This window comes from Streptosporangium canum, from assembly GCF_900113865.1.
Taxonomy (GTDB): domain Bacteria; phylum Actinomycetota; class Actinomycetes; order Streptosporangiales; family Streptosporangiaceae; genus Streptosporangium; species Streptosporangium canum.
Genome location: NZ_FOQY01000047.1, coordinates 21,763 through 41,895 on the forward strand (window position 1 = coordinate 21,763; position 20,133 = coordinate 41,895).

General features: G+C 72.2%; 17 protein-coding genes. 8 read left to right on the forward strand and 9 right to left on the reverse strand.

Annotated features, from left to right (window positions below; translation table 11 throughout):
• Positions 1 to 21 precede the first annotated feature (21 nt).
• Both BM085_RS47085 and BM085_RS45005 read right to left on the reverse strand, forming a co-directional pair.
• Positions 22 to 2,925, reverse strand: coding sequence for a helix-turn-helix transcriptional regulator (locus BM085_RS47085; RefSeq protein ID WP_093891776.1), 2,904 nt, complete (start codon positions 2,923 to 2,925; stop codon positions 22 to 24).
• Between the two features lie 109 nt (positions 2,926 to 3,034).
• The gene (locus BM085_RS45005; RefSeq protein WP_177245496.1) at positions 3,035 to 3,196 is read right to left on the reverse strand and encodes a hypothetical protein; all 162 of its coding nucleotides are present in this window, start codon (positions 3,194 to 3,196) and stop codon (positions 3,035 to 3,037) included.
• Between the two features lie 447 nt (positions 3,197 to 3,643).
• Here BM085_RS45005 and deoC point away from each other — a divergent pair, with 447 nt between their 5' ends.
• Genes deoC through BM085_RS38915 form a run of 4 tightly spaced genes read left to right on the forward strand, consistent with a single transcriptional unit; the run spans position 3,644 to position 7,092 of the window.
• Positions 3,644 to 4,600 (forward strand): deoxyribose-phosphate aldolase, encoded by a 957-nt coding sequence (gene deoC / locus BM085_RS38905; protein WP_093891777.1) that lies wholly within the window; start codon positions 3,644 to 3,646, stop codon positions 4,598 to 4,600.
• Positions 4,601 to 4,603: 3 nt separating this feature from the next.
• Positions 4,604 to 6,028, forward strand: coding sequence for an aldehyde dehydrogenase family protein (locus BM085_RS38910; RefSeq protein ID WP_093891778.1), 1,425 nt, complete (start codon positions 4,604 to 4,606; stop codon positions 6,026 to 6,028).
• Positions 6,021 to 6,218 carry a hypothetical protein gene (locus tag BM085_RS43875; protein WP_143121271.1) on the forward strand — a complete coding sequence of 66 codons (198 nt, stop codon included), beginning with the start codon at positions 6,021 to 6,023 and terminating at the stop codon, positions 6,216 to 6,218. The genes BM085_RS38910 and BM085_RS43875 overlap by 8 nt, the downstream gene beginning before the upstream one ends.
• Entirely contained in the window at positions 6,211 to 7,092 is an 882-nt protein-coding gene (locus BM085_RS38915) for an aldehyde dehydrogenase family protein (RefSeq protein WP_093891779.1), read from the forward strand. The genes BM085_RS43875 and BM085_RS38915 overlap by 8 nt, the downstream gene beginning before the upstream one ends.
• A 165-nt stretch (positions 7,093 to 7,257) precedes the next feature.
• On the opposite strand, the gene BM085_RS38920 is transcribed toward BM085_RS38915, so the two are convergent.
• The 3 genes from BM085_RS38920 to BM085_RS38930 are packed head-to-tail and all read right to left on the reverse strand — an operon-like array spanning position 7,258 to position 9,771.
• Positions 7,258 to 8,664, reverse strand: a complete 1,407-nt coding sequence (locus tag BM085_RS38920; protein ID WP_093891793.1) for an amidase — start codon at positions 8,662 to 8,664, stop codon at positions 7,258 to 7,260.
• Between the two features lie 47 nt (positions 8,665 to 8,711).
• Positions 8,712 to 8,927, reverse strand: a complete 216-nt coding sequence (locus BM085_RS38925) for a type II toxin-antitoxin system antitoxin (protein ID WP_031164884.1) — start codon at positions 8,925 to 8,927, stop codon at positions 8,712 to 8,714.
• Positions 8,920 to 9,771 carry an SPFH domain-containing protein gene (locus tag BM085_RS38930; protein WP_093891780.1) on the reverse strand — a complete coding sequence of 284 codons (852 nt, stop codon included), beginning with the start codon at positions 9,769 to 9,771 and terminating at the stop codon, positions 8,920 to 8,922. Before BM085_RS38930 ends, BM085_RS38925 begins: the two co-directional genes overlap by 8 nt.
• Positions 9,772 to 10,025: 254 nt before the next feature.
• On the opposite strand from BM085_RS38930, the gene BM085_RS38935 reads away from it, so the two are divergent.
• The gene (locus BM085_RS38935; protein ID WP_093891781.1) at positions 10,026 to 10,811 is read left to right on the forward strand and encodes a hypothetical protein; all 786 of its coding nucleotides are present in this window, start codon (positions 10,026 to 10,028) and stop codon (positions 10,809 to 10,811) included.
• Here BM085_RS38935 and BM085_RS38940 read toward each other — a convergent pair.
• Both BM085_RS38940 and BM085_RS38945 read right to left on the reverse strand, forming a co-directional pair.
• Positions 10,739 to 13,414: an ATP-dependent RNA helicase gene (locus BM085_RS38940; RefSeq protein ID WP_093891782.1), complete on the reverse strand. Its 2,676-nt coding sequence runs from the start codon at positions 13,412 to 13,414 to the stop codon at positions 10,739 to 10,741. The genes BM085_RS38935 and BM085_RS38940 overlap by 73 nt on opposite strands.
• A gap of 87 nt (positions 13,415 to 13,501) precedes the next feature.
• Positions 13,502 to 14,341 carry an undecaprenyl-diphosphate phosphatase gene (locus BM085_RS38945; RefSeq protein ID WP_218158953.1) on the reverse strand — a complete coding sequence of 280 codons (840 nt, stop codon included), beginning with the start codon at positions 14,339 to 14,341 and terminating at the stop codon, positions 13,502 to 13,504.
• A gap of 303 nt (positions 14,342 to 14,644) precedes the next feature.
• Between BM085_RS38945 and BM085_RS38950 the strand changes: the two genes are divergently transcribed.
• Together BM085_RS38950 and BM085_RS38955 are read left to right on the forward strand one after the other, a co-directional pair.
• Positions 14,645 to 15,136, forward strand: coding sequence for a SigE family RNA polymerase sigma factor (locus BM085_RS38950; RefSeq protein WP_031164906.1), 492 nt, complete (start codon positions 14,645 to 14,647; stop codon positions 15,134 to 15,136).
• Complete coding sequence (locus BM085_RS38955; RefSeq protein WP_093891783.1) at positions 15,133 to 16,272, forward strand: hypothetical protein; 1,140 nt, start codon at positions 15,133 to 15,135, stop codon at positions 16,270 to 16,272. The genes BM085_RS38950 and BM085_RS38955 overlap by 4 nt, the downstream gene beginning before the upstream one ends.
• 254 nt (positions 16,273 to 16,526) lie before the next feature.
• Here the strand turns inward: BM085_RS38955 and BM085_RS38960 are convergent, their stop codons facing one another.
• Positions 16,527 to 18,035, reverse strand: coding sequence for a M28 family metallopeptidase (locus tag BM085_RS38960; RefSeq protein ID WP_218158955.1), 1,509 nt, complete (start codon positions 18,033 to 18,035; stop codon positions 16,527 to 16,529).
• 147 nt (positions 18,036 to 18,182) lie between these two features.
• Positions 18,183 to 19,727: a M28 family peptidase gene (locus BM085_RS38965; RefSeq protein ID WP_093891784.1), complete on the reverse strand. Its 1,545-nt coding sequence runs from the start codon at positions 19,725 to 19,727 to the stop codon at positions 18,183 to 18,185.
• 217 nt (positions 19,728 to 19,944) lie between these two features.
• Here BM085_RS38965 and BM085_RS38970 point away from each other — a divergent pair, with 217 nt between their 5' ends.
• Positions 19,945 to 20,130 carry a PspC domain-containing protein gene (locus BM085_RS38970; protein WP_012887554.1) on the forward strand — a complete coding sequence of 62 codons (186 nt, stop codon included), beginning with the start codon at positions 19,945 to 19,947 and terminating at the stop codon, positions 20,128 to 20,130.
• The last annotated feature ends 3 nt before the right edge of the window (positions 20,131 to 20,133 follow it).

Here is a 20,133-nt window from a genome sequence, read left to right on the forward strand (position 1 = left end):
CCGGTCCAATGATGCAGCAGTTCAGCCGATCAGGGCGAGGCGGTGGGCGGCCGCGGCGGCCTCGCCCCGGGTGGAGACGCCGAGTTTGCCCAGGATGTTGGAGACGTGGACGCTCACCGTCTTGGCCGAGATGAACAGCTCGGCGGCGATGTCGCGGTTCGACCGCCCCTGGGTGACCAGCCGGAGCACCTCCTGCTCGCGCCGGGTCAGCGGCGGGGGCAGCGAGGGGGACGGCGCGGCCGGCAGGGGCGACGCGCTCGGAATCGCCTCCTCCGTCAACGCCACCCCGACCCTGCGGGCCAGGGACTCGATCTCGGTGACCAGGGGCCGTGCCGACAGGGCGAGGGCGATCGGGTAGGCCGTGCGCAGCCGTACGGCTGCGCCTTCGCGGTCACCCGCGCCGGCCGCCGCCCGCCCCGCCTGGAGCAGTGACTTGGCGCGCGGGAAGGGGCGGCCCAGCCGTTCCCAGGCGGTGGCCGCGGCGTCGTGGTCGCGGTTGAGGCAGAGCCGGTAGGCCTCGGCCACGGGGCTGTCCACGCTCATCGCGGCCCCCGTCTCCTCGGCCTGGGCGCGCAGCGCCGCGGCCCGCTCGGGCGCGAACGTCTCGGTGACCTCGCAGACCCCGGCCAGCAGGGCGAGCATCCGCCAGCCCAGCATGGGCTTGCTCATGATCCGTGCGGTGCGGACGACCTCCTCGGCCACCTCCAGCGCGGCCGACGGCTCGCCGCTCAGCAGGTGCAGGCCTATCTTGAGCCGGGCGTTGGCCGCGAGTTCCTGGGTGAACTCCTCACGGCCGCCGCAGGCGTCCACCTCCATCAGGACGGACCTGACCACGTCCGTCTCGCCGCGCGCGGCCGCCACGTCCGCGCGGATCCGGCGCAGGTGGTGCCGGGTACGCAGGGTCGGGTCCATGGTGAGTGCCCGCTCGGCCACCTCGGCCGCCTCGGCGAACCGGCCCAGCGCCTCCAGCGCCTCCGCGCGGTTGTTGGCCATGAACGTCCCCGAGATGCGGTAGCGGCCGTACTTCCTGGCCAGCTGCTCGCCTTCGAGAGCGAGCTCGACCGCCTCGGCCGAGCGGCCCATGTTGTTGAGCGCGTCCACGTTGTTGCTCATGGCGCGGAGGATGATGCGGCCGGAGCCGATGCGCTCGCCGATCGCCTGGGCAGTGGAGTTGACGGCGATCGTCTCGTCGAGGCATCCGGTGATCGAGTGGCCCAGGGCGAGGTTGAGCAGCAGATCGGCCTCCAGGCACTCGTCGCCGTGCTGGCGGGCGATCTCCAGTGCCTCCTCGGTGAGCGCGGTCCCCTCGGCCACCTCGCCGCTGAACGCCAGGAAGGAGCCCAGCTTGGACAGCACGAGGGCGCGCTCCAGCACCGGTCCGGGGACGAGCCGTTCGGCGTAGCGGAGGTCGTCGAGCGCGCCGGGCTTCCGCTTGGACATCTTGAACTGCGCCCGCCGTACGACCAGCTCGGCCACCCGCGCGGGATCGGTCTCCTCGTCGAGCTCCTCCAGCGCGGCCTTGACGAACCGGGTGCCGCGCTCGATCTCGCCGCAGGCGTGAGCGGCCTCCGAGGCCTGCTCCAGGACCGTGGTGTGGTCGGCGCCGATCCGCTCGGCGGCGTCGGGGACCTTGCTCCACAGCGTGAGCACCCGCTCAAGCAGCTGCAGCTGCTCGTTGTAGGCGAAGGTCTTGGCGGCCTTGCCCGCGGCCTCCCAGGCGGAGACGAGGGCCCAGAGGTCGTCGCGGGCGGAGTACCAGTGGTGGGCGATCTCGATGGCGGCCCGGCCGTGCGGGACCAGCGTGCGGTCCCTGCCGATCTCCTCGGCGAAGCGGGCGTGCATCCGCACGTGCTCGCCGGGCAGGAGCTCGTCGTGTACGGCCTCGCGGATCAGCGCGTGCCGGAAGGCGTAGGCGCGGCCGTCGGCGACCTGCAGGACGTTGGACGCGATGGCGGGCCGGAGGGCGTCCTCCAGGTCCACGTCGGACAGCCCGCTGACCGCGGCGAGCAGGTCGTGGCCCACCCGGATCCCGCCGGCGGCGGCGATGCGCAGCATCCGCTGGGTCTCGTCGGGGAGCTGCTCGACGGAGCCGATGATCAGGTCGTGCAGGGATTCGGGGAAGGAGCCCTCGGCCCCGCACTCGACGAGCGCCTCGACGAACAGCGGGATGCCCTCGCTGCGCTGGAAGACCTTGCCGACCCGGGCGAACTCGGGGGTCGCGCCGAGGATGCCGGTCATCTGGGCGGCCACCTCGTCCTGGGTGAGCCGGGGCAGGTCCAGCCGGAGGACTCCCTCCAGCCGGCCGAGCTCGGCGAGCACCGGCCGGAGCGGGTGCTGGCGGTGCAGGTCGTCGGAGCGGTAGGTGAGGATCATCAGGACCGGCGCGGTGCGCAGGTTCCGGCTGAGGAAGGCGATCAGGTCGCGGCTGGAGCGGTCGGCCCAGTGGATGTCCTCGATGACCAGGATCACCGGGCGGCGCTCGGCCAGCCGTTCCAGAAGGTTGAGGATCTGCTCGAAGAGCCGCGCGCGGGCGGTGTCGGTCTCCGCGTCGCCGCTCGGCTCGCCGAATTCGGGGAGCAGCCGTGCCAGGTCGCGTGCCGCGCCGTCGGGCAGCAGAGCCGCGACCTCCTCGGCGCCGCACTCGCGGACGAGCTGGCGGATCGCCGCGGTGAACGGCGCGTAGGCGAGGCCCTCGGCGGACAGTTCGACGCAGCCGCCGATGAGCACGTGCGCTCCGTCGCCGGCGGCCCGTTCGGCGAAGCACCCGATCAGCCGGGTCTTGCCGACTCCCGCCTCGCCGCCCAGCAGGACGGCCGCGGCCGCGTTGTTGCGCGCCTGCTCGAAGGCCTCGGCCAGACCTGCGAGCTCCGCCTCCCGCCCTACGAAGACGGGGCTTACCGCCCGACCAACCATGTCGTCCAGCATGTCATGCCTTATGTGTAGCTATCGCCCTATTTATCGTTGAGCGGAAGGGGCTACGGCGGCTGAGAGGCCCGGCCGGACGGGAGGTGACGGCCGGGCTCTCGTGACAGGGTCATGCCGCGCTGAACTTGCCGAAGAACCCCCGGCGGCGCTCGCCCTGGGAGCGCACCTTCTTGGCGGCCTGGACCTGGCGGGCGCGGCGGTGGTCGGCCGCCTCCTCGCGGAGCTCGGCGGTGCGGCTGATGATCATCTGGAGGTGAAGCTCGGGACCCATTTCGGGTTCCTCCTTGGTGTGGTGCGGTGCGATTTCCTTACACACTCAAGATTCCTCCTAAGGCCCCCACCCCCACATCGGACGGATGCCTTATCTCCCGGCGGTCTACGGCTCAGGACTACCTAGATCGCGCCGCTCCACCGCCTTAGACGTGCCGTGACATGTCCCGCGAGGGGTCTGAGGCGGGTCCCGCGAGGGCGTCGGCGGCCTTTCCAGCCGGTGCCGGTGGCCTCGCCGTCCGGTGCCGGCGGCTTTCCCGATCGCCGCCGGCGGCTCTCCCCGCCGGGCCGGCCGCGCCCGGTGCGGGCGCCCGCCGGCGCGGTGGGGCGTCGTACGGCCAGGCCCGCCGCTGAACTCGGCGAATGTTGACGAAAACGAGTGAGGGTACTGGGCAGCGTCCAGTTTGGAACTAATCACACCAGTCGGCATTCTGGAGAGGTGTCAACTATGACTACTTCGCTCGCCGACGTGGCCGCATCCAACGTCACGCTGCGGGCTTTCCTGCACGGCCTGCCCGGTGTCGACCGTGTGGGCGCCGACCAGCGGGCTGCGATGCTCGGCACCCGATCCATCAAGACGACGGCCAAGGCGGAGGCCATCGACCTGGCGATCCGCATGGTGGACCTGACGACCCTCGAAGGCGCCGACACGCCGGGCAAGGTCCGCGCGATGTGCGCCAAGGCGGTCCGTCCCGACCCCGGTGACCCGACGGTGCCCAAGGTGGCCGCGGTCTGCGTCTATCCCGACCTGGTGGCTCAGGCCGTCGGCGCGCTCGGCGGCTCCGGCGTGAAGGTGGCCAGTGTCGCGACCGCGTTCCCCAGCGGGCGCTCCTCCCTGGACGTCAAGATCGCCGACACCGCGTTCGCGGTGGCGGCCGGGGCCGACGAGATCGACATGGTGATCGACCGGGGCGCGTTCCTCGCGGGCGACTACCTGAAGGTCTTCGAGGAGATCTCCGCGATCAAGGCCGCCTGCGGTCGTGCCGGAGACGAGCAAGATGCGCACCTGAAGGTGATCCTGGAGACCGGCGAGCTGTCGACCTACGACAACGTACGGCGTGCCTCCTGGCTGGCCATGCTGGCCGGTGCCGACTTCATCAAGACCTCCACGGGCAAGGTGCAGCCCGCCGCGACCCCGCCGGTGACGCTGGTCATGCTGGAGGCGGTCCGTGACTTCCTCGCGGCGACCGGCCGCAAGGTCGGCGTGAAGCCCGCGGGCGGCATCCGGACCACCAAGGACGCCGTCAAGATGCTCGTCCTGGTCAACGAGACCGTCGGCGAGGGCTGGCTGAGCCCCGACTGGTTCCGCCTCGGCGCGTCCACCCTGCTCAACGATCTGCTGATGCAGCGTCAGAAGATGGCCACCGGCCGGTACGCGGGCCCCGACTACTTCACCCTGGACTGATCGATGTTCGAATACGCACCGGCCCCCGAATCCCGCGACGTCGTCGACATCAAGCCGTCCTACGGCCTGTTCATCGGCGGCGAGTTCGCCGACGGGACGGGCACGTCCCTCAAGACCGTCAACCCCGCGTCCGAGGAGGTCCTGGCCGAGGTGGCCGTCGCCTCCGCCGACGACGTCGACCGGGCCGTCCGGGCCGCGCGCGAGGCGTTCGGCACCTGGTCGGCGATGCCCGGCTCCGAGCGGGCGAAATACCTGTTCCGGATCGCCCGCATCATCCAGGAGCGCTCGCGCGAGCTGGCCGTGCTGGAGACGCTGGACAACGGAAAGCCGATCCGCGAGTCCCGCGACGTGGACCTGCCGCTGGTCGCCGCGCACTTCTTCTACTACGCGGGCTGGGCCGACAAGCTCCAGCACGCCGGGTACGGCGCGGACCCCCGGCCGCTCGGCGTCGCGGGCCAGGTCATCCCGTGGAACTTCCCGCTGCTCATGCTTGCCTGGAAGATCGCCCCCGCGCTGGCAGCCGGCAACACGGTCGTCCTCAAGCCGGCCGAGACCACTCCGCTGACCGCGCTGCTGTTCGCGGAGATCTGCCGCCAGGCCGACCTCCCGCCGGGCGTGGTCAACATCGTGACCGGCGCGGGCGAGACCGGCGCGGCCCTGGTCAACCACCCGGACGTGAACAAGGTCGCGTTCACCGGTTCCACCGAGGTCGGCCGCCTGATCGGCCGCTCCGTCGCGGGGACCGACAAGAAGGTCACCCTGGAGCTCGGCGGCAAGGCCGCCAACATCGTGTTCGACGACGCCGCGCTCGACCAGGCCGTCGAGGGCATCGTCAACGGGATCTTCTTCAACCAGGGGCACGTCTGCTGCGCGGGCTCCCGGCTGCTGGTCCAGGAGTCGATCGCGGAGGAGCTGCTCGACGCGCTGAAGCGCCGGCTCGGCACGCTCCGCCTGGGCGACCCGCTGGACAAGAACACCGACATCGGCGCGATCAACTCCGCCGCCCAGCTCGCCAAGATCCGCGAGCTGTCGGACCTCGGAGAGGCGGAGGGCGCCGAACGCTGGTCGCCGGTGTGCCCGCTGCCGGACAAGGGTTTCTGGTTCCCGCCGACGATCTTCACCGGCGTCGCCCAGTCGCACCGGATCGCCCGCGAGGAGGTCTTCGGCCCGGTCCTGTCCGTGCTGACCTTCCGCACTCCGGCCGAGGCGGTCGAGAAGGCCAACAACACCCCGTTCGGCCTGTCGGCGGGTGTGTGGACGGAGAAGGGCTCGCGCATCCTGTGGATGGCGGACAGGCTCCGCGCCGGCGTCGTCTGGGCCAACACCTTCAACAAGTTCGACCCCACCTCCCCGTTCGGCGGCTACAAGGAGTCCGGCTACGGCAGAGAGGGCGGACGCCACGGGTTGGAGGCGTATCTCGATGTGTGACCACCGCAAGGCCAAACGCCGCGAGCGCCGGGCCCAGAGCACCCGGGGCCACGACTTCGCCCGCGCCGGCCGTCCGGCGCTGCGGGGCTGGTTCGCCCACCGGTGCGGGGTGAGCCGCTGCGGTCAGATCTTCGTACCGGCACGGCTGGCACAGCAGGAGAGCATGTGGAGAGGGCGGGGAGATGAGTAAGGCAGAGCGGCCGGGTGGCCGCGAGCCCGTACGGCTGGCCGTGCGCAAGACCTACAAGCTGTACATCGGCGGGGCGTTCCCGCGTTCGGAGAGTGGAAGGTCCTATGTCGTGACCTCCTCCAAGGGCGAGTTCCTGGCCAACGCGTCCAAGGCTTCCCGCAAGGACGCCCGTGACGCGGTCTCCGCCGCCCGCAAGGCCTTCGGCGGCTGGTCCGGCGCCACGCCGTACAACCGGGGGCAGATCCTCTACCGCGTCGCCGAGATGCTGGAGAGCCGCCGGGCGCAGTTCGTCGCCGAGCTGACCGACGCGGGGACGAGGAAGGCCGGGGAGGTCGTGGACGCGGCCGTCGACCGGCTGGTCTGGTACGCCGGCTGGGCTGACAAGATCGCCGCAGTGGCCGGGTCGACGAATCCGGTCGCCGGGCCGTACTTCAACGTCTCCTCGCCGGAGCCGACCGGCGTAGTCGCGGTGGTCGCCCCGGACGAGCCCCTGCTCGGGCTCGTCTCGGTGATCGCCCCGGTGATCGTCACGGGCAACACCTGCGTCGTGATCGCCGGCGAGCGGGCCCCGCTGCCCGCCATCACCCTGGCCGAGGTGCTGGCGACCTCCGACCTGCCCGGCGGCGTGGTCAACATCCTCACCGGCTCGGTCAAGGAGATCGCTCCCTGGCTGGCCGCGCACATGGACGTCAACGCCATCGATCTCACCGGCGTCACCGACCCGGATCTTGCGGTGGCGTGCGAGGAGGGGGCGGCGGAGAACCTCAAGAGGGTCCTGCGCCCCGCCGCGACCGACTGGTCGGCCGACCCCGGCACCAAGCGCCTGACGGTCTTCCTGGAGACCAAGACCGTCTGGCACCCCACCGGCGTCTGACCCGCCCTGGCCGGTGCCGGGGGTGGGATCCGCCACTTCCGGCGCCGGTACGGCGGCGCGCCGACCGGACCGGACCGTAAACCGCAGGTCGTAGGCCGCGGGCGGCCAGTCGAGCAGGTCATAGGTCGCAGGCGACCAGTCGAGCGGGTCATAGGCCGTGGGCGGTCAGTCGAGCGGGGCGTGGCGGAGCCAGGGGTGGGCGCTCTCCAGCTGGGCGGCCAGGGCCAGGAGCTGGGACTCGCCACCCGGCGCGGCGACGAGCTGGACGCCGATGGGCATGCCGGTGGAGTGCCAGCCGTACGGAACGGTCATGGCGGGCCAGCCGGCCATGTTCCAGGCCCCGGTGGCGGGGGCGTACGTCACGTTGGTGCGGATGTTCGCCAGCAGCCCGCGGCGGCCCCAGCGCTCGGCGGGTGGGGGGACGGCGGCGAGCGTCGGGGTGATGAGCACGTCGGCGTTGCCGAACCACTGGTCGGCGCCGTGGGCGCGCCACCGGTCACGGCCCGCCGAGCCGTCCAGCCTGAGCCTGGTGAGCAGCCGGCCCATCCTCGCCAGTGACCTGGTGCGGCGCTCCAGCCTGCGCGGGTCGAGCCCCTCGACGTCCTCTCCGGCGCACGCCAGCCAGGTGGCGATCGTGGCGGAGCCGAGCCAGCCGGGCATCCGCGCGGCGTGCTCCACCACGGTGTGCCCCGCGGCGCCGAGAGTGTCCGCCGCCTCGGCCGCCGCTCTCTGGAACTCGGCGTCCACCGTCAGCCCCGGCGGCAGCGGCGCCGGGGCCACCGCGATCCGCAGTCTCATCGGCTCCGACGGGGTGAGGCCGCCAGGATAGTCGTCGATGGCGCTGCCGACTTCGAGGGACTCGCTCTCACCGGGCGTCGCCAGTGACATGTCGCCCGCCATCACCGCCAGCGCCAGGGCGAGATCGGTCACCGTCGTGGCCAGCGGGCCGTTCTCCGACATCCCGCGCCAGCCGTGTTCGGGCGGCGGGACCACCTCCTGGCCCGGCTTGATCGAGACGAGCCCGCAGCAGGCGGCCGGGATGCGCAGCGAGCCGAGCCCGTCGTTGCCGTGGGCCAGCGGGACCATCCCCGAGGCCACGGCCGCCGCGCTCCCGCTCGACGACCCGCCCGGGGTGCGTTTCAGGTCCCAGGGGTTGCGGGTCACGCCGTACACGCTGTCGGAGAACCCCGCCAGGCACAGCTCCGGCACATTGGTGATCCCCACGACCACCGCGCCCGCCGCCCTGAGCCTGGCCACCACCGGGTGGTCCTCGGCCGCGGCGGTGCTCGGCGTCGCCGCGGACCCGTTGCGCGTCGCCTCACCCCGGATCGCGACGTTGTCCTTGATCGCGATCGGCACCCCGGCGAGCGGCAGCCCGGCCAGGTCCTCCCGTTCCTGCACGGCCCGCGCCTCGGCGAGCGCCCGCTCGGTGCGGACCTTGCGGAACGCCCCGATGCGCCCGTCGTACTCGGCGATCACCCGCAGGTGCTCCTCGACGACCACCGGCGCGGTCGCCTTCCCCCGTCGTACGGCCTCCGCGATCTCCACTGCGGACTTTCCCACCCACGACATGAACCGAGTGTGGTCCGGCGAGTGCGTCAGCGGAAGCTTCTCACGTCTCAATCAGATGACTTGTCCGGCTCATCGGTGTTATCCCGCTCTGTTGCGTCGTCCCGCGCGGCCCGCCTGAGGTCGCGGCCCGCTCCCTTGAGAGCCAGGCGCAGGGCGTACTCAAGCTGGGCGTTGACGCTCCGCAGGTCGTCGGCCGCCCACTTGGCGATCGCCTCGTAGACGGCCGGATCGAGCCTGAGCAGGATCTTTTTGCGCTCAGCCATACAGACTGCCGGCGTTGACCACCGGCTGCGTCGCCCGGTCGCCGCACAGGACGACCAGGAGGTTGGAGACCATCTGCGCCTTGCGCTCCTCGTCGAGCTCCACGACACCCTCCTCGGCCAGCCTCGTCAGCGCGAGCTGGACCATGCCCACCGCGCCCGCGACGATCTGGGTGCGCGCCGCGACGACCTGGGTGGCCTGCTGGCGGACCAGCATCGCCTGGGCGATCTCCGGCGCGTAGGCGAGGTGGGTGATCCGGGCCTCCAGCACCTCCACCCCGGCCAGGTGGGTGCGGTCGCTCAGCTCGGTGGTGAGCTCGGCTGCCACCTCGGCGCCGTCGCGCAGGCTCGTACGGCCCTCCTCGTGGGCGTCGTAGGGGTGGCTGGTGGCCAGATGCCGGACGGCCGCCTCGGACTGGATCGCCACATACTCCTCGTAATCGTCGACGGAGAACGCGGCCGTGGCGGTGTCGATCACCTTGTAGACGACGACAGCCGCGATCTCCACGGGGTTGCCGTCGGCGTCGTTCACCTTGAGCTTGGCCGTCTCGAAGTTGCGCACCCGGAGTGTGATCCGCCGCTTGGTGGTGAACGGTAGCACCCACAGGAAGCCCGCGTCGCTCACCGACCCGACGTAGCGGCCGAGGAACTGGACGACCTTCGCCTCGTTCGGGTTGATCACCACGAAGCCGGTGGCCGCGACGGCCGCGATGACCCCCCACACGATCGCGGCGATGGAGAGCAGCACCATGCCGCCCGCCTGCGCGGCCGCGGCCGCGACGATCCCGAGGACCAGAAGCCCCGCCAGAACGGCGAACCCGTTCGCCCGGAAAGCACGTCGTTCCATGAGTCCCGCCTCTGCTATCGAAGTGATATCACTACGATAGCCCACTATGGGTGATCGCGCGCAACCCCGAGGTGACGTCCGGTCCGGCGGGCGGGGAAGGCATCCGGTCCGGGGAGCGGGGACGGTGTGCCGGGAGGGCGTCCGGACCCGCCCGTTGGGAGGGCGCCCGGGTCGGCGTGCCGGAACGGCGCGCGCAAGTCATGGCCCGCCGGCTCGCAAGTGAGCCCCAAGCGCCGGGTCGCAGACTCGGGGACATGTGGTTCCTCGATCGCACGGCGCGCCAGTTACGCCGTCACCCCGCCCTGCTCACCCACCGCCCACCCGACCTCGACAGGCTGGAGGCCCTGCTCCGCCGGTACGATCCCGGCCTCACGAGGTCAGGCGACTGGTTCGACGCCAGGGGCACCCGGGTGCGCTGCACCGAGATCACCGACAGACAGGCAGCCCTCGCGGGCGTCCCCGCCGACCGGCGCGGGGCGATCATCGCCAGGAACGGGCTGAGGCCGGCGGCCCGCCTCCTGCTCAACGGCCTCGCGAGCCGTCTCGGCGGCGCGCTGTACCCGCCGCAGGAGCACGACGACCACGTGGACGTCGAGGTGCGCCTCGGCAGGGGCCTCCCGCTCGGCTGCGAGCGGGTGGCCGAGCTGCTCCGCCCGAACCTCGGCGAGCGCACCATCCGTCATGACCACGACCTCGGCCTCTGCCACATCGACGGCAAGCCGGGAGACCCCATCCAGGTCACCTACGACTACCCGCCCCCCGGATGGCCGGGGGACCTCCCCGACCACTCGGTCGACCTGGAGATCGACGGCGAAGACCCGCACCGCTCCGACGTGGAGGTCGTCTACAAGGCCGCCAGGTCCCTGGCGGCCGCCGTCGGCGGCACCGTGTACTCGATGGACCTCCCCGTCACGCGGGTCGAGGACGTCATCCCCACCGCAGACCGCCTGGACCCGCCGCCGCGGGCTCAGCGACGGGGGTTGGTACGGCGGGTGGCGACGGCGGACAGCGGGTCCTCGGGCCAGGGGTGCTTGGGATAGCGGCCCCGGAGCTCGGCGCGGACCGACCGGTAGCCCTCGCCACGCCAGAAGGAGGCCAGGTCGGCGGTGACCGCCGCCGGGCGTCCGGCCGGGGAGAGCAGGTGGATCACCAGCGGCACCCCGGCCACGCGCGGGGCCTCGTCCCAGCCGAACAGCTCCTGCAGCTTGGCGGCCAGAACCGGCTGGTCGCCGGAGTAGTCGACCCTGATCCGCGATCCGCTGGGGACCTCGATCCGTTCGGGGGCCGTGTCCTCCAGACGGGCGCTCCACGGGACCAGGCGGTGCAGCGCCGAGGTCACGTCGAGGCGTTCCAGGTCGGACCGGCGGCGGACCCGGGACAGCTCGGGCTCCAGCCACAGGTCGGCCGCGCCGATCAGGGCCTCGTCGTCCGTCGCCGGCCAGGGGTCTCCGAGCGCGCGGCGGCAGAAGGCCAGGCGCTCGCGCAGGGCGACGGCCTCGGAGGTCCAGCGCAGGACCGCCAGGCCCTCGGTGCGCAGCCCCTCCAGGACGGCGGGTCTGACATCGGCGTCCCGGAGCCGGGCCGAGGACAGCTCGATGGCGCCGAGGCGTTCCACCCGGCGCGCCGAGACGTCACCGCGCCGCTCACCCGGCGGGACCCGCCACACCACCTCCTCGCCGGAGCCGTACAGGGGCGCGGCGGCGAGCCTGGCGATCTCCTCGTCGATCACGACGGCCTGCCTGACGCGGGCCGACGCCGACCCCGCCGGCCGGTCCGCCACCGCGACGGCCAGCCATTCCGCGCTCGCCAGCCGTGACCCCTGGGGGAGCTCCGCGGCGGTTCCCGACGCCATCAGGTAGGAGCCGCCCCGCCACCGGGCCACCCGCTCCGGGTAGGCCAGCGCCACGACCAGCCCGGCCACGGCGTCGTCGCCCGGCTCCGGCCCCCGGCCCCCTCCGGCCGACGCGGAAGGCCGCCCCGCGCTCTGGCCCTGGCCGGCCGGCGCGGGAGGCCGCCCCGCGCTCTCGTCCCGGCCGCCCGGCGCGGGAGCCGGACGCGGCCGTTCGGCCTGCCCAGCCGGCGGGGGAGTCCGCCGCGGGCCGGGACCGGCCGGTGGGGGAGTCCGGCCCTCGCGGGGAACGGCCTGGGCCAGCCGCCTGGTCTCCTGGCGCCAGCGCGCGGAGAAACCGTCGCCGCCCCGCCGGGCGGAACGCCAGACGGCGACCAGGTCGTCACCGGCGTCCCTGGGGAGCTGCTCGGACAGCAGCGCCACCACCTCGGCGGCCCGGGGGCCGACGTCGATCAGGGCGCGGGCCAGGCGGGGGTGGACCCCGGCCCCGGCCATCCGCCGTCCCCGGGCGGTGACCCGTCCGTCGAGGGCGCCCAGGTCGTGCAGGGTCCGTCGCGCCGCGTCCATCGCGCCGGGCGGCGGCGGGTCGAGCAGGGCCAGGCCGGTGGCGGCGGGATCACCCCAGCAGGCGGCCTGGAGGGCGAAGCCGGTCAGGTCGGCGAGGGCGATCTCGGGCTGGGCGTGTTCGGGGAGCCGGTCGTGTTCGGCCTGCGACCAGCACCGGTAGACGACCCCCGGGGCCTCGCGCCCCGCCCGGCCGGCGCGCTGGACGGCGGAGGCCTTGGACGCGCGGACGGTGGTGAGCGAGCCGAGCCCCCGGGCGTGGTCGGTGCGGGGCTCCCGGGCGAGGCCGGAGTCGACCACGATCCGCACGCCGGGGACGGTCAGGCTCGACTCGGCGACCGAGGTGGCGAGCACGACCCGGCGGTTCTCGCCGGGCGAGAGCACGGCGTCCTGCACGCGGGCCGGGGCCTGGCCGTGGACCTGCAGGACGTCGACGCCGTGAAGCATCGCGGCCACCCTGCCGATCTCGCCCACCCCCGGCAGGAAGCACAGCACGTCCCCTCCGTGCTCGACCAGCGCACGCCGTACGACCTCGGCGACGTGGGACAGGAACGCCGGGTCCACCCGCAGGCCGCGCGGGGGCGTCACCGGCCTGGTGGGCGGCGCCCAGACGGGCGTGACCGGGTGCATGGCGCCGGAGGCGTGCACGATCGGCGCGTCCGGCAGAGGTACGGCGGTCGCCGGCTGGTCGCCGGGGGCGCCGGAGCCGAGCAGCCGGGCCCAGGGCGCGGCGTCGGCGGTGGCGGAGGTGGCGATGAGCCGCAGGTCGGGGCGGAGGGTGGCGCGGACGTCGAGGAGGAAGGCCAGGGCGGTGTCGGCGTCCAGGTGGCGTTCGTGGCACTCGTCCAGCAGCACCGCGTCCACGCCGTCGAGCTCGGCGTCGCGCTGGAGCCGCTGGAGGAGGACTCCGGTGGTGACGACCTCGACGACGGTCTCCGGGCCGACCCTGCGCTCGCCGCGGACCGTGAACCCGACCTCCGCGCCCACCTCCGACTCCAGCAGCCACGCCATCCGCCGTGCCGCCGCCCGCACCGCCATCCGGCGGGGCTCGGCCACGATCACCCGTTTCGGAGCCGAGCCGTCGAGGAGCCCGGCAAGCGCGAGCGGGACGAGCGTGGTCTTGCCCGTGCCGGGAGGCGCGGTGAGCACGGCGACGCCACGCTCGTCCAGGGCCGCGAGCAGCTCGGGAAGAACGTGGCGGACGGGGAGGCCTGACCAGTCGGAACGCACCCGGCCAGTCTCCCCGAGTCCGGTGACCGGCGCGGACCGGGGGCCGGATCTCGCGCGGCCCGGGAGGGCCGGAGCGGGGTGACGGGCCTAGGCGTTGGGCGACAGGACGCCGAAGCTCACCAGGGCGATGATGGCGACGCCGAGGAGGATCCGGTAGATCACGAAGCCGGTGAAGCGGTGGGTGCTGATGTACTTCAGGAACCACGACACCGCGGCGTAACCGACGATGAACGAGATCACGGTGGCCAGGATCGTCGGGCCCCAGTCGGGGGCCTTCCCCTCGCCGATCTTGAACAGCTCCAGGAAGCCCGCGCCCAGCACGGCCGGGATGGCCAGCAGGAAGGAGTACTTCGCGGCCTGCTCCCGGCGGTAGTCCAGCAGCAGGCCGGCGCTGATCGTTCCGCCGGAGCGCGAGACGCCCGGGATCAGCGCGAGCGACTGGGCGAAGCCGTAGATCAGGGCGTGTGTGAAGCTGAGGTGCCGGTCCAGCGTGAGCTTGTTGCGTGCGGTGCGGTCGGCGAACCAGAGGACCAGGCCGAAGACGATCAGCGTCGTGCCGATCAGGCGCAGGTCGCGGAAGGCGCCCTCGATGGGGTCCTTGAAGGCCAGGCCGAGGACGACGATCGGCAGGGTGCCGATGATCACGTACCAGCCCATCCGGGCGGCGTAGTGCTTGCGGAGGTCGGGCGTCCACAGGGCTCTGGTCCAGGTGGAGATGATCTCCCAGATCTCCTTGCGGAAGTAGATCACCACCGCGGCCTCGGTGCCGAGCTGGATCACCGCGGTGAACGCGGCCCCGGGGTCCTCCCAGCCGAAGAACGCCGACACGACCCTGATGTGGGCACTGGAGGAGATCGGCAGAAACTCCGTCAATCCCTGAATGAGCCCGAGGACCACCGCTTCGAACCAGCCGATCAACTTGGGCACCTTCCGTCCCAGCGCGTGCGTAACCTACGCGAGGCTAGCGGAGCGCGGGACTTCCCGTGACTCCGTCATCCGGCCGGGGGCGCCGGTGCTCGTCCCGGCCGGGGCCGTCGCGGCACTCGACGCGGCCGTCCGGGCCCCGGTCCCGGAGCCGCTGGAGCCGTGGACGCGATGCTCCGCCGGGATCCCGCCGGGGTGGTACGGCTCCGCCGGGAGACGGAGACCTCCGGAGTTTTCCGGTTCCCCGTCAACCGAACCCCCGGTCCCGGCGGTAGTCATCCTCGGAGCACCGAGGTGGAGGCAGGGATGACTGAGTTCGCGGAGTACGTCGCGCAGCGCCACGAACGGCTGCGAAGAACGGCGTACCTCCTCACCAGGGACTGGGCGATCGCCGAGGACCTGGTACAGACGGCGCTGGCCAAGGCGTGGGTCGCCTGGCGGCGGATCGACGGCGATCCCGATCCGTACGTCTACCGGATCATCGCCAACACGCACGCCTCCTGGTGGCGGCGGCGCTGGCGGGGGGAGGTGCCCACCGAGGTCCTGCCGGACCGGGCGGTCGCGGGCGACTTCACCAGCGACGTCGGCGACCGGGACGTCTTGTGGACGGCGATCAGCGAGCTGTCGGGCCGCCAGCGGGCGGTGGTCGTCCTGCACTACTTCGAGGAGATGACCCTCGCCCAGGTGGCCGACGTGCTGGGGTGCTCCGTCGGGGCGGTGAAGAGCCAGCTCGGCAGGGCGCTGGCCCGGCTACGGGTCGATCAGGGAGTTCGGACGATGACGGAGGCGAAGCGATGACCCACACCGAACACGATCTGAGGGAACTGCTCGCGGCGCGCAGCGAGGGCGGCAGCGGGGGCGCCGCCCGGCTGGAGGAGATCGTCGCGAGGGGCCGGAGGATCCGGCGGCGCAGGTGGGCGGCGGCCGGGACGCTGGCCGCGGCGCTGGCGGTCGTGGCGGGCCTGGCGCCGGTGCTGCTTCCCGGCGGGCAGGGGGCCGACATCGCGGCCTCGGTCCGGGAGGACGAGCAGCGGGGGGAGGGAGTACGGCTGGCGGGCGTCCGCCTCGCGAACGTGGGGAAGAAGGAGAAGGTCTCCTTCACCCCGAGGAGCGGGAAGACCTTCTACCGGGTGAACTGCGCCGGCCCGGTCCAGACCTTCGTACGCCTCGGCGACCAGGTCGACCACGGCAGGTGCGGAAGCGAGCAGGGGCGTGAGTGGTCCACGCTCGGCAAACTCGAAGAAGCCCGGGAGGGGGTCACCGCGGAGGTCGAGGTGTTCACCCTCCCGACCTCGCGGGTCCCGGCGGACATCACGGCGGAGACGGCCCTCTCACGAGAGGACTTCGACCGCGTGCTCGCGCTGGCCGAGCCGGGATCGGGCCTCTGGGAGATCGCGATCCACGACGGCGGCGTCTCCGACCGGTCGTGCTCGCCGGACATCTGCCTGCACAGCGGCACGCTGCCGGCGACGAAGGGGGAGCGGAACCTGGCCGGCCTGCCCAACAGCCACACGGTCGAGAGCCGCCGCTTCAAGGAGATCAACAAGAAGTTCAGGGTGAAGGCGGCTCTGAGCGGCCAGGGCTCGGTGTATGTCCGGTGCGAGGGTGCGGACCTGTATGCGTTCATCTGGCCGGGTGCCACCGGCGGCGTGCTGGCCGTGGCCCAGCCCTGCGGGGTGAAGCCGGTGAACTGGGACTTCCAGAGCACTGACGGTGTCACGGTGGCGGTGGTGCCGCGCGAGCAGGTGCCGGCCGACGTGGACTTCGTGTTGGATCCGGAGAAAGGCGCGGACCTGGCCGGGCAGGTCCTCGGCAGGCTCACGCCCGCGCCGGGGAACTGGGAGGTCGCCGTCCAGCAGTGGGACGACCCCCCGTCGAAGGTGAAGAAGTCCTGGTCCTCCGACGGGCAGGTCACCTTCTCCTATGAGGACTGACAGCGCTGATGTGAATGAGCGTCTCCCGTTGAAGCCCGGCTCCGGGACCGACGTCGGTTCATGAACGGGATGTGCCGGCTCCGGTGGGCACTGCGGGGCTCCTGCCGGGACCGGCCCCGCGGGCGCGGGGCCGTGATCGTGTAGGCCTCCGCCCCCCGATCGACCCGGGGAGGGAGCCGCGCGACGCTTCCGGCGCCGAGGCGACCCACCGGGGTGGGGTACGGCCGCGCGGCCGTACCCCCGCCCCGGTCCCGCTATCGGGTGATCTTGACGTCGTCGACGCCGGCCTCGACGAGCGAGGCGCCGGAGGCGTCGGCGGCCTCGATGAGGATCCGGACGCTCTGCCCGGCGTAGGAGGAGATGTCCACGTCGGCCACGGCCCAGGCGCCGTTGCGGTTGGTGGCCGCGCCGAGCTGCTGGAAGACCTGGGTGGTGGTGGAGCCGACGACCTTGACGCGCAGGTAGTCGGCGCTGGAGGCGTTGGAGCCGTGCGCGAGGTACCAGGAGAAGTTCAGCCTGAGCGTCCCGCCCGACGGCAGGGTGACGGCCGGTGACTGGATGGTGGTGGTGCCGCCGTCGATGTCGTGATCCCCGGCGGCGGCGCCGGCCAGCCGTCCGGTGACCAGGTCGTTGCTGCCGCTGACGGTGGTGCCGAGCTGCTTGGCGCCGCTGGAGGTGGTGGCCTCGGGGTCGCCGCGCTCCCACTGGCCGAGGGTGGCGGTGTCGGTGCCGCCCGGGTTGGCGGTCCAGCCGGTCGCCGTCTCGAAGGTGTCCTGCCAGACGGTCACGGGCGGGGTGGCCGTGGCGGTCGTCCACACCGCGTAGGCGATCGCGTCGGCGTTGCGGTTCAGCGCGGTGTCGTTGATGTTCGCCGTGGTGTCGCACGCCCGGTGGTAGCAGGAGTCGAACGCCTGCCCCGCCGTACCGCCCCAGAGGGTGGCCTGCGCGCTGGACTTGATGCCCTCCGCGCCGGTGAACGTGCCGCCGGCGGGGATGCCGACGCTGATGAACGGCCCGTAGTCGGAGCGGCCGTCGAAGTCGGTGCCCCGGGTGGCCACGCCGATCGAGGTGAAGTAGGCCTGGAGCGTCGCCTCCAGCTGGGCGGAGCCCGCCGGGCCGGGGCCCGAGCCGACGCCGTCGGAGTTGTCGCCGTCGTAGACGAAGTAACCGGCGTTGGGGGAGCCCACCATGTCGAAGTTCAGGTAGCCCTTGACCTTGGCCCGTTCGGCGGCCGGGAGGTTGGTGACGTAGTACTGCGAGCCGCGCAGGCCCAGTTCCTCGGCGCCCCACCAGGCGAAGCGGAGGTGCTTGGTGGGCGCCAGGGCCTGGCGGGAGACCTCCAGCGCGGTCTCCAGGATGGCGGCGCTGCCGGAGCCGTTGTCGTTGATGCCCGGCCCCGCGGTCACGCTGTCGAGGTGCGCGCCGACCATGAGGATGTCGTTCGGGTCGCCGCCTGGCCAGTCGGCGATGACGTTGTAGCCGGTCGCGCCGCTGTAGGTGAACGACTGCAGGGTGGTGGTGAACCCGGCGGCGTCGAGCAGGCCCTTGACGTAGTTCGCCGAGGCGAGATAGCCGGGGCGGCCGTGGGCGCGGTTGCCGCCGTTGGCGGTGGCGATGGACTGGAGCTGGGTGAGGTGTGCTTTCACGTTGGCGAGTGAGATGTCCGGTGGGACGGCCGCCGACGCGGCCGACGCGGCCGGCGCGGTGAGCGCCAGGGGGATGGCCAGGATCGCCGCCATCCCGATGGTCCACAGGTTGCGCATCATGCTCCTCGGGTTGTGAGGTGTGGGGGTCCCCCGAGCGGCGCGCACCTGGCGGGTGCGCGCCGTACAGCGTGGTGGTGCGCTTGCGTGGTGTCCCCCGGATCCGCTGCCCGCGATGGCCGTCAGGTGGGATCCGCGGGACACGGGTCAGCGGGCCGCGTCCTCCGGCGCCCGCTTGGCGGCCGCGGCCGACCTCGCGAGGGAGGCGGCGTCGCGGTCGGGGATCGTGGACAGGTCGTAGGCGTAGAAGGCGGTGGAGTAGCCGATCGCCCGGGAGTTGCGGTCCAGCGCGGCGGCGTTGATGTTGGTGATGGAGTCGCACGCCGCGTGGTAGCAGGGGTCGTAGGGGGCGTCCGCCGTACCGCCGAACACGGCGGCCTCCTCGGCGGTCTTGATGCCTTCGGCGCCGGTGAAGATGCCGCCGGCCGGGATGCCCGCCGCGATGAACGCGCCGTAGTCGGAGCGGCCGTCGAAGTCGGTCCCCTTGAAGCCCAGGCCGCGCTTGCCGTAGAACTTCTCGAACAGCTTCTCGATCTCGGCGGAGCCGGCCGGGCCCGCTCCGGCACCCTCGGCGTCGGAGTCGTCACCGTCGTAGAGGAAGGTGACGTCGTTCGGCGAGGCGACCATGTCGAAGTTCAGGTAGAGCCGGATCTTGTCCCGCTCGGCCTGGGACAGCCCCGCGACGTACTGGTCGGAGCCGAGCAGGCCCAGCTCCTCGGCGCCCCAGAAGGCGAACCGCACCTTGTTCTTCGTGGGCAGGTAGGCCAGCTTCAGCGCGGTCTCCAGGATGGCGGCGCTGCCGGAGCCGTTGTCGTTGATGCCGGGGCCCTCGGTGACGCTGTCGAGATGGGCGCCGGCCATCACGACCTCGCCCTTCTTGCCCCACAGGGAGTCGGCGATGAGGTTCTTGGTCTGGCCGACCGTGGTCTTGGCGTCGACCTTCAGGCGGACCGTCGTGCCCGGGGTGTCGGCCAGGTCGAGGCCGACGGAGGTGCTGGCGAAGACGATCGGGAAGCCGAAGCGCCACTCGCGGATGTCGAACGCGAACGGGTCGGTACGGCCCGGCTGGCCCTCGTTGAAGAAGATCACACCGGCCGCGCCGGCCGCCTTCGCGTTCGTGGCCTTGTCGACGAACGGGCAGGTGCCCCGCTGGATGAGGGCGATCCGGCCCGGCACGAACCCGGCGAAGTCGGCGGCCTCGCAGCCCGCGGTGGAGGTGTTGGGGGTCGCGGGCACCGGGATCACCGCGTCGACGACCTGTATCTGCGCGGTGACGTCCCCGCCGCTGGAGTCGATCACGGTCAGGAAGTCGGAGGGGTTGGCGTAGGTCTTGGCCTCCGGCGTCACCTGCTGCAGGACCGAGGGGGAGAACTCCTCCCAGCTCACCGGGAACTCCACGTCGGTGGTGGAGACCTTGTAGCCGGCCCGCCGCAGCTTGTCCCGCACGTAGGCGAGGGAGGCGTCGTATCCGGGCGTGCCCGCGGCGCGGGTGCCGCCGTTGGCGTCGGCGATCTGCTGGAATTTGTCGAGATGCTTCTTGACGTTCTTGCCCTTGACCTGCGAGGACAGGGCGTTGGCCAGGACATCGGGGATGTCGGCCGTGGCCGCGCTCGCCGGCGGGGTGAAGGCGAGCGGAAGGGTGACGGCCGTGACCAGGGTGGCGGTCCGGACCAGGTTGCGTCGTAGGCGCATAACGCTCCTCGGGGAGTGGAACTCGGGGGCCCCATGCCTTGCTAAGGCGGAACGTACCGTGATCAACGACCTTCGCCTAGGCCCATTGACAGTGAGTCGCCTGATCCGTTCGGCCTCAGGCCCGACCCTGACAGGGTTTTCTCAGGGATGTCCGGGGAACGTGGAGGTCTTCGTCCTTCGTTTGGACAGGTGAAGAACAACCAGCCGGGGAGAGAAAATGCGCCGTTCGAGAAACCACAAGATCATCGCCGGAGTCTGCGGAGGGATCGCCGACAGCCTCGGCTGGTCGCCCACGGTCGTCCGGGTGCTGTGGCTGCTGCTCTCGCTCATCCCGGGTCCGCTCTGGGTCGCCTACGTGATCATGTGGATCCTCGTCCCCAAGGCTCCCGCGGTCCGGTATTGAAAA

Coding starts and splice junctions, on each gene's coding strand:
- BM085_RS47085 (WP_093891776.1), bottom strand. CDS start 2,925: ATGCTGGACGACATGGTTGGTCGGGCGGTAAGCCCCGTCTTCGTAGGG.
- BM085_RS45005 (WP_177245496.1), bottom strand. CDS start 3,196: ATGGGTCCCGAGCTTCACCTCCAGATGATCATCAGCCGCACCGCCGAG.
- deoC (WP_093891777.1), top strand. CDS start 3,644: ATGACTACTTCGCTCGCCGACGTGGCCGCATCCAACGTCACGCTGCGG.
- BM085_RS38910 (WP_093891778.1), top strand. CDS start 4,604: ATGTTCGAATACGCACCGGCCCCCGAATCCCGCGACGTCGTCGACATC.
- BM085_RS43875 (WP_143121271.1), top strand. CDS start 6,021: ATGTGTGACCACCGCAAGGCCAAACGCCGCGAGCGCCGGGCCCAGAGC.
- BM085_RS38915 (WP_093891779.1), top strand. CDS start 6,211: ATGAGTAAGGCAGAGCGGCCGGGTGGCCGCGAGCCCGTACGGCTGGCC.
- BM085_RS38920 (WP_093891793.1), bottom strand. CDS start 8,664: ATGTCGTGGGTGGGAAAGTCCGCAGTGGAGATCGCGGAGGCCGTACGA.
- BM085_RS38925 (WP_031164884.1), bottom strand. CDS start 8,927: ATGGCTGAGCGCAAAAAGATCCTGCTCAGGCTCGATCCGGCCGTCTAC.
- BM085_RS38930 (WP_093891780.1), bottom strand. CDS start 9,771: ATGGAACGACGTGCTTTCCGGGCGAACGGGTTCGCCGTTCTGGCGGGG.
- BM085_RS38935 (WP_093891781.1), top strand. CDS start 10,026: ATGTGGTTCCTCGATCGCACGGCGCGCCAGTTACGCCGTCACCCCGCC.
- BM085_RS38950 (WP_031164906.1), top strand. CDS start 14,645: ATGACTGAGTTCGCGGAGTACGTCGCGCAGCGCCACGAACGGCTGCGA.
- BM085_RS38955 (WP_093891783.1), top strand. CDS start 15,133: ATGACCCACACCGAACACGATCTGAGGGAACTGCTCGCGGCGCGCAGC.
- BM085_RS38960 (WP_218158955.1), bottom strand. CDS start 18,035: ATGCGCAACCTGTGGACCATCGGGATGGCGGCGATCCTGGCCATCCCC.
- BM085_RS38965 (WP_093891784.1), bottom strand. CDS start 19,727: ATGCGCCTACGACGCAACCTGGTCCGGACCGCCACCCTGGTCACGGCC.
- BM085_RS38970 (WP_012887554.1), top strand. CDS start 19,945: ATGCGCCGTTCGAGAAACCACAAGATCATCGCCGGAGTCTGCGGAGGG.